Genomic DNA, 14,662 nt, shown 5'->3' on the forward strand with positions numbered 1-14,662 from the left:
GAGGCGGCGATCCAGGCGGCCTCGGACTACAAGGACATTTTCGGTGCGGGGAATTTTTTCCTGGAGCTGATGGACCACGGGTTGCCGATCGAGCGGTCGGTGCGGGAGGGTCTGCTGGAGATCGGGAAGCTGCTGGACCTGCCGCCGCTGGCGACGAACGATTCGCATTATGTGACGAAGGACCAGGCGGACACGCATTCGGCGTTGCTGTGCGTGCAGGCGGGCAAGACGCTGAACGATCCGACGCGGTTCAAGTTCGACGGGGACGGCTATTTCCTGAAGTCGGCGGACGAGATGCGCGAGTACTGGGATCGGGAGGTTCCGGGGGCGGCGGACAACACGCTGCTGATCGCGGAGCGGGTCGAGTCGTACGAGGACGTGTACACGCACAAGGACCGGATGCCGGTCTTCGACGTCCCCGAAGGCCACACCGAAGCCACCTGGCTGCACCACGAAGTGATGACCGGGCTCGCGCACCGACTGCCGGACGGAGTTCCCGACGAATATCGGGAACGCGCCGAGTACGAGCTTAAGGTCATTGTGGGCAAAGGGTTTCCCGGGTACTTCCTCATCACGGCCGACCTCATGACGCACGCCCGCGAGGCGGGAATCCGGGTGGGCCCGGGGCGCGGGTCGGCGGCGGGATCGCTGGTCGCGTACGCGCTCCGGATCACCAACCTCGACCCGATCCGGCACGGTCTGCTGTTCGAACGCTTCCTGAATCCGGAACGAGTGTCCATGCCGGACATCGACATGGACTTCGACGACCGCCGGCGCGGCGAGATGATCCGTTACGCCACCGATAAATACGGCGCGGACCGGATTGCGCAGGTCATCACTTTTGGCACCATTAAAACGAAAGCGGCGATCAAGGACTCCGCGCGAGTCCACTTCGGACAGCCTGGCTACTCGATCGCCGACCGCATCTCCAAAGCCCTCCCGCCGCCGGTGGCAGCCAAGGACATTCCGCTGTCAGGCATCGTGGACGCCAAGCACGAGCGTTACGCCGAGGCGGCTGAGGTCCGCACGCTGGTCGAGACCGACGAAGAGTGCAAGACGATCTTCGACACCGCCCGCGGCCTCGAAGGCCTGATCCGCAACGCGGGCGTGCACGCCTGCGCGGTCATCATGTCCAGCGAGCCCTTGATGGACGCGATTCCGTTGTGGCGCAGGGACGACGGCTCGATCATCACCGGCTGGGACTATCCGTCGTGCGAGGCCATCGGCCTGCTGAAGATGGACTTCCTCGGCCTGCGCAACCTCACCGTCATCGGCGACGCGATCGACAACATCCAAGCCAACCGCGGCGAAGACGTCGACCTCGACCGGCTGACCACCGACGATCCGGAAACCTTCGCCCTGCTGGCCCGCGGCGACAGCCTCGGAGTGTTCCAATTGGACGGTGGCGCGATGCGAGATCTGCTGCGCCGCATGCGTCCTACCGGGTTCGAGGACATCGTGGCCGTCAACGCGCTCTACCGGCCGGGCCCGATGGCGATGAACACGCACAACAACTACGCCGACCGCAAGAACCAACGGCAAGCCATCGAACCGATCCATCCGGAACTGGCCGAACCGCTGCGCGAGATCCTCGCCGAAACGCACGGCCTGGTGGTGTACCAGGAACAGATCATGCAAATCGCGCAGAAAGTGGCCGGATACTCGATGGGTCGCGCGGACGTGCTGCGCCGCGCGATGGGCAAGAAGAAAAAAGAAGTCCTGGAAAAGGAATTCGCAGGCTTCCGCGCCGGGATGATCGACAACGGTTTCTCTGCTGAGGCCGTGCAAGCGCTGTGGGACACGATCCTGCCGTTCGCGGGCTATGCGTTCAACAAGTCGCACGCCGCCGGATACGCGCTGGTCGGATACTGGACGGCGTATCTGAAGGCGAATTACCCAGCGGAGTACATGGCCGCGTTGTTGACGTCGGTGGGTGACAACAAGGACAAGTCGGCGATTTACCTGTCGGAGTGCCGCCGGCTGGGGATCAAGGTTTTGCCGCCGGACGTGAACGAGTCGGCGTTGCGGTTCGCGGCCGTCGGGAACGACATCCGGTTCGGTTTGGGCGCGGTGCGCAACGTGGGCGCGAACGTGGTGGAGTCGATCATCAAGACGCGCGAGGAGAAGGGGAAGTACTCCTCGTTCACCGAGTTCCTGGACAAGTCGGAGCTGGTGGCCTGCAACAAGCGGGTGATCGAGTCGCTGATCAAGGCGGGCGCGTTCGATTCGATGGGGCACACGCGGCTGTCGATGATCCAGGTGCACGAGGACGCGGTGGAAGCCGTCGTGCCGCTCAAGCGCCAGGAAGCGATGGGCCAGTTCGACCTCTTCGGCGGCGGAAACGACGAACCGGCTTCGTCACCGCTGGCGCACGTGAAATTCGCCGCCGAGGAGTGGCCGCGCAAGCAATTGCTGGCGCACGAACGCGACATGCTCGGACTCTACGTTTCAGCGCATCCATTGGACGGTGCCGAAGGCGTCCTCCGCAAACACGCGCCCCGCCCGATCGCGGCGATCATCGACAATCCGCCGAAGGAAGGCGAACTCGTCGTCGCCGGGTTGATCACTTCGCTGGAGCGGCGGGTGAACAAAAAGGGCGAACCGTGGGCGATCTGCACCGTGGAGGATTTGGACGCGTCGCTGGAGGTGCTGTTCTTCGCCAAATCGTACGCATTGTGCGCGGCGGATCTGGTGGAGGACAACGCGGTGCTGGTGAAGGGCCGGGTGAACTGGCGGGAGGACAAAATGTCGGTCTTCGGGGCGGACCTGGTGCCGCTCGACCTGACGGAACTCGGGGACGCGCCGCTGGTGCTTCGCACGCGGGCGGAGAAGGTGACGCTGCCGATGGTGCTGGAGCTGAAGCAGACTTTGCTGGCGCACCAGGGAAACACGCCGGTGCACATGCAGGTGGGGGAGCGGCGTTACGCGCTGGACGGGTACTCGGTCAAGGTGACGCCCGCGCTGCTGGGCGAGGTGAAAACGATTCGGGGGATCACGGTGGCCTCGTGAGTGGCAATCCCGGTTCTAACCGGGATTGCCACTCACGACGTCCCTGCGCGGCCGGCCGAGAGGGCCCGCGGCCAATGCCAGCGCAGCCGAATTGCCCGATTGATGTCCGCATGGCCACATCCGAAGGTCCGTGAGGGGAACCCTGAGGGAATCAGAGTCCGTGAAGGTGGCCCTCACGGACGACACAACCCCGCACCAGCCGACCCGCCGTCCAGCGGTGCCGGCCCTGGCCAGCCCCTTCAACCTGGGCGGACGAGCCTCAACCGCGCCCACAGCGCCGCCTTGGGTCCCTGGCATGGGGCCTGCGGCTGTGGAGGGGGTCGTGAGTGGCGTTGCCGGTTCTAACCGGGATAAACACTCACGACCCCCCCAACGGCGCGGCACTCACGGGCGAGCACCTCAGCCCTTCAACCCGTGCTCAATCGCCTCGATGATCCGCGGCCGCAGCTGCGCCGTGCTGACGATCGCGTCCACCGACCCGACCTCGACCGCTCGTTGGATGCTGTGCACCCGGTCGAACTCCGACGCCACCTCGCCCAGCTTCTCGGCCCGCACCGCGGACTTCACCTCGGCCAGCTCAGCCGCGCAAGCAGCCCGCTCGGCCCCGCTCAGTTCGCCGAGCCGCTTCTGCAGTTCGGCGACCCGCGGGTCGTTGGCCGTGCGGGTGTTCACGTCGCCCGCGAACACCACCGCGGCCGCCGGGGCACCGCCGAGCACCGAGGCGAACGAGCCCTCCAAGGCCAGCACCGTCATGTTCGGGTTCAGCGCCTTCGAGAACACCACGAACGCCCCGCCGTGGTAGCGCGAGATCACCGTGAACACGATCGGGCCCTCGAAGTTCACGATCGCGCGGCCGATCTCGGCCCCGTACTCCAGCTGCAGCTTCTTCATCGACTCCGGCGAGCCGTCGAAGCCGGACAGGTTCGCCAGCACCACCAGCGGACGGTTGCCGCTCGCCGCGTTGATCGCGCGGGCCGCCTTCTTCGACGACTTCGGGAACAGCGTGCCCGCGGTGAACGAGTCCGGGCCGTCGGTGGGCGGGAAGCCGCGGCGGGGCACCGACCGGGATTCGATGCCCAGCAGGCAGACCGGATGGCCGCCGATGTGCACGTCCTGCACCGCCGCGGTGTCCGCGTCCGCCATGCCCGCCCAGCGTTCCAGCACCGGGTGGTCCTGGTCCGACAGCGCGCGCATCACCGTGCGGATGTCGAACGGCTTCTTGCGGTCCGGGTTGTGCTCGGCGGAGAAGATCTGGCCCACCGTGGTGAAGTCGCTGCCGACGACGGCGTGCGGGTAGTCCGACACGTCGCGGCCGGCCGGGTCGGTGGTGGCGGCCGGGCGCGGGCCCGTCTCGCCCGGCACGACGTAGGTGTGCGCGTAGTGCGCCATCAGCACGTCGCGCGCGCCGGCGAGGTTCGGCGCCCAGTACTGCGCCTGCCCGTTCGGCCCCATCACCCGGTCGTAGCCGCCGATGCCGAAGTTGTCCTCGGCCGACACGCCGCCGGAGAAGTCCAGCGCCTGCTTGCCGGTGAGCACCATCGCCGAATCCGGCGTCATCACCAGGATGCCCTTGGTGTGCATGAGCATCGTGGCCTCGGCGTTCCAGTACGGCTGCGCGCCCACGGTGATCCCGGCGACCACGATGTTGATCTCGCCGCCGTCCTGGGTGAACTCCACGATCCGCTTCAGCGCGGCCGCGACCCAGTCCATGTTCTCGGTGCCGGAGTCCATCGAAATCCGCGCGCCGGACGACAGCGCGAACCATTCGACCGGGACCCGCATCTCCTGCGCCAGGTTCAGCGCCGCGATCACCCGCGCGCATTCCGGTTCGGACAGCGCGCCGAGCGACTTCGTCGGGTCGCCCAGCAGCACCACGCGCTGGACGCCTTCGGGCACCCGGTCGGTCGGGGTGCTGACCACGCCGGCCACGATCGCGGCCTTGTTCTGCCCGCGCGGCCGGTCGACCGGGACCAGCGCGCCGGTGTCGTCGAGGTCGTGCTCGGCGAAGGTCCCGCCGCCGGCCAGCAGTTCGGTGAGTTCGTACGGGTACACCGTGTCGCGCCGGGCCGCGCGCAGCACCTTCTGCCGGTAGTCGTCCAGCGGCTGCACCGGTTCGGTGCTGGGGGTCTCGACCGACAGCCGCACGCCCGCGCCGACCTCGTTGCGGACCGTCACCGCGATGTCGGTCAGCTCGCCGGTTTCGGCGTTCCGCTGCCGGGCGAGGAACTGGATCTCCTCCAGGCCCGCGCCCGCGGTGGTGGGCAGGATGCGGCGGGCGAGCAGGTTCAGCTCGTCCATGGTCAGGTCGCTCGGCGGCCACACGTAGATGACGATCCGGTTGGTGTCGAACCGGTTCCGCGCCGGACGCCGCGCCTGCGCGTTGCGGACCGCGTCGAGGCACGCGTTGAGCGTGTCCTCGGCCGAGGGCAGCGACACGAGCCTGCCGTCCGCCTCGCGCAGCGGCGTGAGGTCGCGGACCTGCGCCATCGCGATCAGCCGCTCGTCGGCCGGGTTGGCCCGCGCGGTGCCGGTGAACAGGTACACCTCTTCGTCCGCCGACGGCAGCCGGGTGAGGTCGAATTCCTGCAGCCGCTCCAGCTGCAGCCGCTCCGCGACGCGCGGGTGCAGCCCGCGGATCACCCGGTCCTCGGCGAACCCGGATTCGGTCCGGCGGAAGGTGAAGTGGTGGTGCATCACCGCGCCGCCGCCCCCGGCGACGGTGGTGACGACCCGGGTGACGTCGGCCGGAAGCGGTTGCGCCGCCACGATTTCGCCCAGCTGCTTGGCCATCGCGTCGCTGTCGGGCTGGTCGGCCCACTTCAGGTACACGTCCGCGGCGACCGGCGCACCGGCGTCGGCGGACAGCTCCGCGACCGCGCGCATCGCGTCCGGCAGCTGCGGGAAGTCGACGGCCGTGGTGACCACGCGCGCCGGCTCCGGGTGCGAAGCGGTGACGAACGTGCAGCCCGCGACCTCCCGCACGCGCACGTCGGTGAGCGCCTTGTTGCCGTAGTAGCGCCGGGACAGCACCTCGAGCATCGGGGCCGGGTCCGCGCCCGGCCGCCCGATCCGCTGGCCGAGCAGCCGCACCAGCGGCTCGTTGCTCGACACCATGCCGGAGATCCGCTCGGCGCGGTCGGCCGCGTCCGGATTGCGGTCGAGGTAGCGCAGGTGGCCGCGGATCTCCGCGTACACCTCGGCCCGCGCCCGGCGCAGCAGCGGCTGCGCGAACCAGCGGAACACCACGCCGCGCGCGAGGTCGCTGACCGCCGGGAAACGCAGCTGGGTGGCGGCGATCAGGTGCTCCAGCGCGAGACCGGCGGTCTCGCGCAGTTCGGCGGACGGCGGGGCCTCGGTGAGCCACTGCCGCAGCAGCGCGGACACGATCGCGCTGTCGCCCGAAGCCCGTTGCTGGGCAAGGAAAATCCGGAAGACCGCTTCCTCCAGCTCCGGCGTGCGCTCCAGGTCGCCGACGCCGTAGTGGCCGAGCACGCGGCGCAGCCTGCCCTGGAACTTCTCCGGCAGCCCGGCCCGTTCGACGTCGAGGCTCTGCAAGTACGCGTGGAAGTACTCGCGGGCGCTGTGCACAGGGCTGGACGCGCTGAGGTCGTCCGCGGCCGGCTTGTTCCGGCTCAGCTCGGACAGGTCGGCGAACACGTCCAGCAGGCCGAGTTCGCCCTCCAGCGGCCGCGCCGGCAGCTCCGCGCGCGCCGCCAGGTAGCCGCTGAGCACGCGGCCCTGGTCGTGCGGGTCGACGTCGAAGCCGAGAAGCAGGCTGAACAGGTCCTGCCTGCCGCGCTCGGCCCGGTCGGCCGCGCTCGTGCCGTCCGGCTCGCCGGGCAGGTCGATCTCGGCGGTCTCGGCTTCCGCGGCGGCCTCGTCCTCGGCCTCGTCGGCCAGCGGTTCGAGGCGCAGCAGCGGGGCCCCGGTCTCCACCTGGCTGCCGATCGACACCGGCAGTTCCTTGACCCTGGCCCGGAACGGCGCGCGCAGCACCGTCTCCATCTTCATGCTTTCCAGCACCAGCACCGGCGCGCCGGACTCGACCTCGTCGTCCACCGCGACCGGCGTGGCGACCACCAGCGCGGGCGCGGGGGAGCGGACGACGCCGCCCTCGTCGCGGCTGATCCGGTGCGTGACGCCGTCGACCTCCACCAGGTGGGTCGGCCCGTGCGTGCCGGTGACGAGCCGGAACCGCGTGCCGTTGACGGTGATCTGGCCGCTGTACTCGTCGAACCGCTCGAGTTCGGCGTCGGCCTGGTGCACGTCGCCGCCTCCGCTGACGCCGACCCGGAACCGCTTCGGCCCGGTCCGCGCGACCGTGACCCGGTAGGACGCGCCGCGCAGTTTCAGGTCCAGCGGACGGATTTCGTGGCGCACCTGCGGACGCCCGCCGAACGCGGTGGACAGCAGCCGCTGCCGGCCGACCTCTTCGTCGTCCTCGTACGCCTCGATCGCCGCCGCGGCGAGCGCGACCGCGGAGTGCCGCGTGGTGACGAGACGGCCTTCGGCGCGGACGCGGTCGATCCAGCCGGTGTCCGCGCTGGCGTCGATCACCTCGGGCTGGTCGAGCAGGTCGAGCACGAAGCTCTTGTTGGTGGCGCCGCCCTCGATGAGCACGGACGTCTCGGCCATCGCCCGGCGCAGCCGCGCGAGCGCCTGGTCGCGGTCGCGGCCGTAGGCGATGATCTTGGCGATCATCGAGTCGAAGTCGGCCGGGATGGTGTCGCCCTCGCTGACGCCGGTGTCGACCCGGATGCCCGGGCCGGCGGGCAGCAGCAGCCGCGCGATGCGGCCCGGCGACGGCGCGAAGTCGCGGTCCGGGTCCTCGGCGTTGAGCCGGGCCTCGACGGCGTGCCCGGACTCCTCCGGCTGCGCGCCTTCGAGCTTGCCGCCGGACGCGACGTGCAGCTGCAGCCGCACCAGGTCGGTGCCGGTGGTGATCTCGGTGATCGGGTGCTCGACCTGGAGCCGGGTGTTCACCTCGAGGAACGCGAACAGCCGGTCGCCCGGGTGGTAGAGGAATTCGACGGTGCACGCGCCGCGGTAGCCGACCGCGACCGCGAGCCGCTCGGCCGACGCCTTCAGCTCGGCGGTCTGGTCCGCCCCGAGCACCGGCGACGCGGACTCCTCGATGATCTTCTGGTTGCGCCGCTGCACCGAACAGTCGCGGACGCCGAGCGCCCAGGCGGTCGCGCCGTCGGAGATCACCTGGACCTCGACGTGCCGCGCGCCGGTGACCAGGCGCTCCAGGAACACGACGCCGCTGCCGAACGCGCGCAGCGCCTCCTGGCTGGTGCGCTCGTACGCCTCGGTGAGGTCGCCCGCCGACTCGACCTTGCGGATGCCGCGCCCGCCGCCGCCCGCGGTGGCCTTGAGCATGAGCGGGTAGCCGATCTTGTCGCCCGCCGCGAGCGCTTCCTCCAGCGTGGCGACCTCGCCGCCGCTCCACGGCGCGACCGGGACGCCGACCTCCTCGGCGATCAGCTTCGCGCCGATCTTGTCGCCCAGCTTGCGCATCGCGTCCGCGCTCGGGCCGACGAAGGCGACCCCGATCTTCTCGCACAGCTCGGCGAACGCCGGGTCCTCGGCGACGAAGCCCCAGCCGACCCACGCGGCATCCGCTTTAGTGTCGACCAGCGCCTTCTCCAGCTTGGCGAGGTCGAGGTAGGGCCGCGCGGAGGCGGGGCCGAGCGAGTACGCGACGTCGGCTTCGCGGACGAAAGTCGCCGTGGCGTCCGCGTCCGTGTAGAGCGCGACCGTCTCGATCCGTCGCCCGGTCTCGGCGGACAGATCCCGGACTGCGTGGATCAGCCGCATCGCGGCCTCCCCGCGATTGACGATGGCGACGCGATTGAACACGGACGATGCCTCCCAGCGAACCCAACTACACCCACGCACAGCAGGCGACGCCGGACCCGCCGGAACGTCGCCTGTCTTCGTCGTACACATTGCTCCTCTACCGCCGGGTACACCAATGTCGCGGATGACGCATGCCGCGCCTGCCGGTTTGTAGGAACCCGCCAAAAACCGCTCCTGTCACGTCGTCGCGGCCGGATTTATCGCGAGGTATGCCACAAATCACGGCGGGGTGTCGGCAACTGGACGGCCAGGGGTTTCCAGGGGGTCGGACAGGGGTCACCCGCAGTTCAGGCGGCGGTGCGGACGGTGGCCGCCGGAACCGGAGCTGAGGCTCCCCTGAGCAGTGAAAATGTGACCCTTGACACTCTTCTGGAGTACCCCGTACGGTCGCGGGTAATCGATTTCTCGACGTGGGGCGGGCCGAGAGGGCGGGGCATGGGCGACGGCGTCGCGCTGGCCGAGCTGGCCGGCGTCAGCAAGACCTACGGCGGGGTGCGTGCCCTGGGCGCGGTGGACTTCACCGCGGCGAAGGGGGAGGTGCACGCACTGCTCGGCGAGAACGGGGCAGGCAAGTCCACGCTGCTGAAGATCTTGTCCGGGGAGGTCGCCGCGGGGGAGGGGGCGATCCGGATCGCGGGGGAGGCGGTCCGGTTCGCCCGCCCGGCCGACGCGCGCCGCGCCGGGGTCGCGATGATCCACCAGGAACTGGACCTCGTGCCCGCGCTTTCGGTGGCGGAGAACGTCTTTCTCGGCCGCGAGCCGCACACCCGGCGCGGCACCGTCGACCGGCGGCGGATGGTCGCGGCCACGCGCGAGGTGCTGGCGCGCTCCGGCGTCGACCTCGACCCGCGCACGCCGGTCGAACGGCTGCGCACCGGTGAACAGCAGCTCGTCACCATCGCGAAGGCGCTGTCGCTGGACGCGCGCATCCTGCTGATGGACGAGCCGACGTCGGCGCTGTCGCCGCGCGAGGTGGAGCGGCTGTTCACAGTCATCGACCAGCTGCGCGCCGACGGGGCCGCGATCGTTTACGTGTCGCACCGGATGGACGAGATCGGCCGGGTCGCGGACCGTGCGACGGTGCTGCGCAATGGCGAAGTGGTTGCGGAGTTCAGCGCGGCGGAGCTGACTGCCGAGCGGGCCGCCGAGGCGATGGTGGGCCGTCCGGTGCACCTGATGTTCCGCGCGGACAGCGTGTCCTCGCCGAATCAGGACGACGTGCTGCGGGTGGAAGACCTTGTGGTGCGGCCGCGTGCCGGGCGGCGGGAGCCCGATGGCATCAGCCTGACGGTGCGGGCCGGTGAGATCGTCGGTCTCGCCGGGCTGCTCGGCGCGGGGCGGACGGAGCTGCTGGAGACGCTGTACGGCGCTTCCGGCGGAAAGCTGGTCAGCGGACGGATTGTCTTGCGCGGCACGGAGTTCCGGCCTCGGTCGCCGCGCCGGTCGATGCGGTCCGGGATCGCGTTCGTGCCTGAGGACCGGCGGATCGCGGGGCTGGCGCTGGAGCATTCCGTCGTGGCGAACACCGTGCTGTCCATTGTGGACCGGCTGGCCCGGTTCGGGATCGTGGCGGGCGGGCGCGAGCGGGCGGTGGCCGGGAAGGAGGCGGGGCGGCTCGGGGTGAAGCTGGGGTCGCTCGCCGATCCGGTGGGTTCGCTGTCCGGCGGGAATCAGCAGAAAGTGGTGCTGGGCCGGGCTTTGCTCACCGAACCGGTGTTGCTGCTGCTGGACGAGCCGACGCGCGGCGTGGACGTCGGGGCGAAGGCGGAGATCTACCGGCTGCTCGGCGAAGCCGCGCGGAGCGGGGTCGGCGTGCTGCTGGCGTCGTCGGAGCCGGCGGAGCTGGTCGGCGTGTGCGATCGCGTGGTGGTACTGCGCGGCGGGCGCAGCGTGCACGAGCTGGACACGGCGCACGCCGGTGAGGCCGAACTGCTCGCCGCGTCGATGGGAGACGTCCGGTGAACGGGCGCGGCGTGCTGGCGGCGGTGTTCCGGTTCCAGAGCGTCTTCGGGCTCGTGCTCGTCTTCGCCGCCGCGATCGTCTTTTCCCCGCACCGCGACGGGGAACTGGTGTTCCTGGGCAGCGGCAACCTGTTCAACGTCGTCCGCGCGATCTCCGAGATCGGCATCATCGCGGTCGGCATGACGCTGGTGATCCTCGTCGGCGGTATCGATCTGTCGGTGGGGTCGGTGATGGGGCTGGCCAGCGTCGGCGTCGCGCTGCTGCTCACCAGCGGCGGCTGGGGCCTGGTGCCGGGTGTGCTTGTGGTCCTCGCACTCGGCTTCGGTTTCGGGCTGCTGCAAGGGATCGCGAGCGCGCGGTTCCGGATCCAGTCGTTCATCGTGACGCTCGCCGGAATGCAGATCGCGCGCGGGATCGCCCGGATGTGGTCCGGCGGCGAGGGCGTTTCGATCACCTACGGCGACGGCCCCGGCCAGGCCCCGGTGCCGTTTTCGCTGCTGGGCGAGCGGACGTTCGGCGGCGTGGTGCCGATCCCGGCGCTGTTCTTCGTGGTCGTCGCGGTGCTGGCGGTGCTGGTGCTGCGGTCGAGCGCGTTTTCCCGGCACGTGTACGCGATCGGCGGCAACGAGAAGGCCGCGGTGCTGTCCGGGGTGCCGGTGATCCGGACGAAGGTGCTGGTCTTCGGGCTGTGCGGGCTGCTCGCCGCGCTGGCCGGGATCGTCCACGCGGGACAGTACAACTTCGGCGGCCCCAACGACGGCACCGGCTACGAGCTGAACGCCATCGCGGCCGTCGTGATCGGCGGGACCAGCCTGTCCGGCGGGCGCGGGTCGGTGTCCGGCACCGTCGCGGGCGCCCTGCTGGTCGGCGTGCTCGACAACATCCTCCAGCTCAACGACATCGATTCGAACGTCCAGCTGATCGTGGTCGGCGTGGTGATCGTGCTCGCCGCGGGCCTGCAGAGGCTGCGCCCGGCCACGGTATAGGCGTTCGGGAAAAGGGGAGCAGATGTCCGGCATCATCCGCGGCGGGGCGGTTCTGGCGGGGCTGGCCCTCGTCGCCGCCTGCGGCACCACGCACGAAAACGCTCCTGGCGCGGCATCCGGCACCGCGCCGGCCGCGAAACAATGCCACGGCCCGAGCGGCAAATACAAAATCGGGATGAGCCAAGCGAATCTCGCCGAACCGTATCGCGTCCGGATGGACGACGACGTCCGCAAGGCGGCGGCCGGCGTGCCGCAGTTCAGCGTCAGCTACGCGGATGCCGCGCAGGACAACGCGAAACAGGTCGAGCAGGTCAACACTTTCCTGACCCAGGGCATCGACCTGCTGATCATCAGCCCGAACGAGGCGACGCCGCTCACCAGCGTCGTGAAGAAGGCGTACGACCAGGGGATTCCGGTGCTGGTGCTGGACCGGAAGGTCGACGGCGACGGGTACACGTCGTTCATCGGCGCGGACAACGTGGACATCGGCCGCCAGGCGGGCAAGTTCTTCGCCGAGAAACTGCTGCCGAACGGCGGGAAAGTCGTCGAGTTGAAGGGCCTCGCCGGGTCGACGCCCGCCAAGGAACGCAGCGACGGATTCACCCAGGGCATCACCGGCCGCAACATCACCGTGGTGGCCAGCGCGGACGCGGACTGGTTGCGGGACAAGGGACAACAACAGGCGGACGCGCTGCTGAAGGCGCATCCGGACGCCCAGGCGATGTTCTCCGAGAACGACCCGATGGCCGAGGGCGCGCGCATCGCGGCGCAGAACGCGGGCCGCGCCGACCTGCCGATCGTCGGCATCGACGGCCTGCCGGTGCCCGAGGGCGGCATCAAAGCGGTAGAGGCCGGTCGCCTGTCGGCCACGTTCATTTACCCGACCGGCGGCAAGGAAGCCGTTGCGGCGGCGAAGAAACTGCTCGTCGACTGCCAGACCGTGCCCAAGACGCAAACCCTGCCCACCCGCCTGGTGACGCGCGAGAACGCGGCCCAGGTCTACGCCGAGCTGAACCGGAGCTGACCTATGGCGCGTATCGGTGTCCTTGCCGTTTCCGACGGGCGCGACCACGTGCACCGGCGGAATACCGGCTTCATCCGGTCCAAAGCGGACGAATTCGCGGCCGCGCTGACCGCGGCGGGCCACGACGTCGTCACCGGGGGACTGGTCGCCACGAACACCACCGCGACCGCCGCCGCGCGTTCGGTCGCCGCGAGTTCGGTGGACGTGACGGTGCTGTACTACGCGGTGTGGGCGTTCCCGCACTTCACTATGCTGGCCGCGGACGCGACGCCGGGCCCGCTGCTGCTGGTCGCGAGCACCGACCCGGCCGAACCGGGGCTGGTCGGCATGCTCGCCGCCGGAGGCGCGCTCGACCAGATCGGCCGCGCGCACACCCGCTTGTGGGGCGCGCCCTCCGACCCGGACCTGATCGCCGAGATCAGCGCGCACGCGAGCGCCGCGGCCGCCGTCGGCTCGCTGCGCGGTTCGACGTTCGGCCGCTTCGGCGGGCGGCCGATGGGCATGAACACCACCGTGGCCAACACCGATCAGTGGATGCGCCAATTCGGCGTGGACGTCGAGGAAATCGACCAGTACGAACTGGTGCGGCGCGCGGAATCCGGCCCCTCGGACGAAGCCGTGCGCGGCCGCGAGTGGCTGGAACAACACGCCACCGTGCACTACGACGGCGACCGCTTGACTCCGGAATTGCTTGAACGCCAACTACGCCTGTACCTGGCCGTGCGCGACGTCGCGGCCGAACGGCACCTGGATTTCTCCGGCATCAAAGCACAACCGGAACTGACCGAACACTTCGCGACCGCCGACGTGGCCGAGGCGCTGCTCAACGATCCTTACGACTGGAACGGCCCCAAGGCGGTGCACATCACCGCCACCGAGGCGGACATGGACGGCGCGCTGACCATGCAGCTGATGCACCGGATCACCGGGACGCCGGTGCTGTTCGCCGACGTCCGGCACTACCACCCGGACCGCGACGTGTGGGACCTGTGCAACTCCGGCCAGCACGCGACGTGGTTCGCCGCGCGCAGCGAGGATCCGGCCGAGAACCTGGCGAAGGTGCACCTGTACCCGGAGGTGTTCTTCTTCCCCGCAGGCGGGGCTTCGGTGCAGCACATCGCCGCCCCCGGCCGGATGACTTTGGCGCGCCTGAGCCGGTTGTCGGGGGAGTACCGGATGCAGTTGGTGCTGGGGGAGTTCGAGAACTTCGACGAGCGGACCACGGAGGAACTGGTGGCGCGCTCGACGCCGGAGTGGCCGCACGCGTTCGCCCGCCTGGATGTCGCTGCTGAGACGTTCCTGTCGCGGTTCGGGGCGAACCACGTGCACGCGGTGCCGGGGGATCGACGGAGGGAACTTCGGGCGGCGGCGGAGTTGCTGGGGGTGCGGGTGGAGGAGTGGCGCCGTTGAGGGTGGTCGTGAGTGGCTATGCCGGTTAGAACCGGATTAGCACTCACGAGACCCAGCCACGTGCATGCTCGCGCGGGCAGGCGGGGTGCCACGGCGCAGCACGAGTGCCACCGCGCGGTCGGAGGCTTGTGAGGGCGCGTTGAGGGGCACTGGCGAGCAGGCTGCGGCGAGTGCGGCGGCGCGCAGAGCAGGTCACGGCGAGATGGTGCAGGAGCGTTGATGCGCCGCGCTGTCGTGAGTGGCAATCCCGGTTCTAACCGGGATTGCCACTCACGACCCCTGCGCAGCCGCCTCCTCCCGGCGTCATGGCGGGCGTACTTGCCTGGGGCGGTCGTGAGTGCCTATGCCGGTTAGTACTCCAGCTGTAGTTCGTGATTGGGCGCTGGTTGCTGGTGTCGTCGCTGGTAGT

At 69.8% G+C, this 14,662-nt stretch carries 6 protein-coding genes; 5 read left to right on the top strand and 1 reads right to left on the bottom strand.

Translation table 11 applies throughout. From position 1 onward, the window contains the following. A partial coding sequence (gene dnaE, locus ACFSVL_RS28305) for a DNA polymerase III subunit alpha (RefSeq protein WP_378308602.1) occupies positions 1–3,009 on the top strand: 3,009 nt, incomplete at its 5' end. 399 nt (positions 3,010–3,408) lie between these two features. Here the strand turns inward: dnaE and ACFSVL_RS28310 are convergent. Then, positions 3,409–8,871, bottom strand: a complete 5,463-nt coding sequence (locus ACFSVL_RS28310; protein WP_378308603.1) for an ATP-binding protein — start codon at positions 8,869–8,871, stop codon at positions 3,409–3,411. 435 nt (positions 8,872–9,306) lie between these two features. On the opposite strand from ACFSVL_RS28310, the gene ACFSVL_RS28315 reads away from it, so the two are divergent. From ACFSVL_RS28315 to ACFSVL_RS28330, 4 genes are read left to right on the top strand one after another with little or no spacing between them, the layout of a single operon-like run. Then, positions 9,307–10,833: a sugar ABC transporter ATP-binding protein gene (locus ACFSVL_RS28315; RefSeq protein WP_378308604.1), complete on the top strand. Its 1,527-nt coding sequence runs from the start codon at positions 9,307–9,309 to the stop codon at positions 10,831–10,833. Continuing rightward, complete coding sequence (locus tag ACFSVL_RS28320) at positions 10,830–11,819, top strand: ABC transporter permease (RefSeq protein ID WP_378308605.1); 990 nt, start codon at positions 10,830–10,832, stop codon at positions 11,817–11,819. Before ACFSVL_RS28315 ends, ACFSVL_RS28320 begins: the two co-directional genes overlap by 4 nt. Positions 11,820–11,841: 22 nt before the next feature. Next, the gene (locus tag ACFSVL_RS28325; protein WP_378308606.1) at positions 11,842–12,843 is read left to right on the top strand and encodes a substrate-binding domain-containing protein; all 1,002 of its coding nucleotides are present in this window, start codon (positions 11,842–11,844) and stop codon (positions 12,841–12,843) included. 3 nt (positions 12,844–12,846) lie between these two features. Then, positions 12,847–14,253, top strand: coding sequence for an L-fucose/L-arabinose isomerase family protein (locus ACFSVL_RS28330; RefSeq protein ID WP_378308607.1), 1,407 nt, complete (start codon positions 12,847–12,849; stop codon positions 14,251–14,253). Positions 14,254–14,662: the final 409 nt, after the last annotated feature.

This window comes from Amycolatopsis silviterrae (assembly GCF_042684085.1).
GTDB classification, from domain to species: domain Bacteria; phylum Actinomycetota; class Actinomycetes; order Mycobacteriales; family Pseudonocardiaceae; genus Amycolatopsis; species Amycolatopsis silviterrae.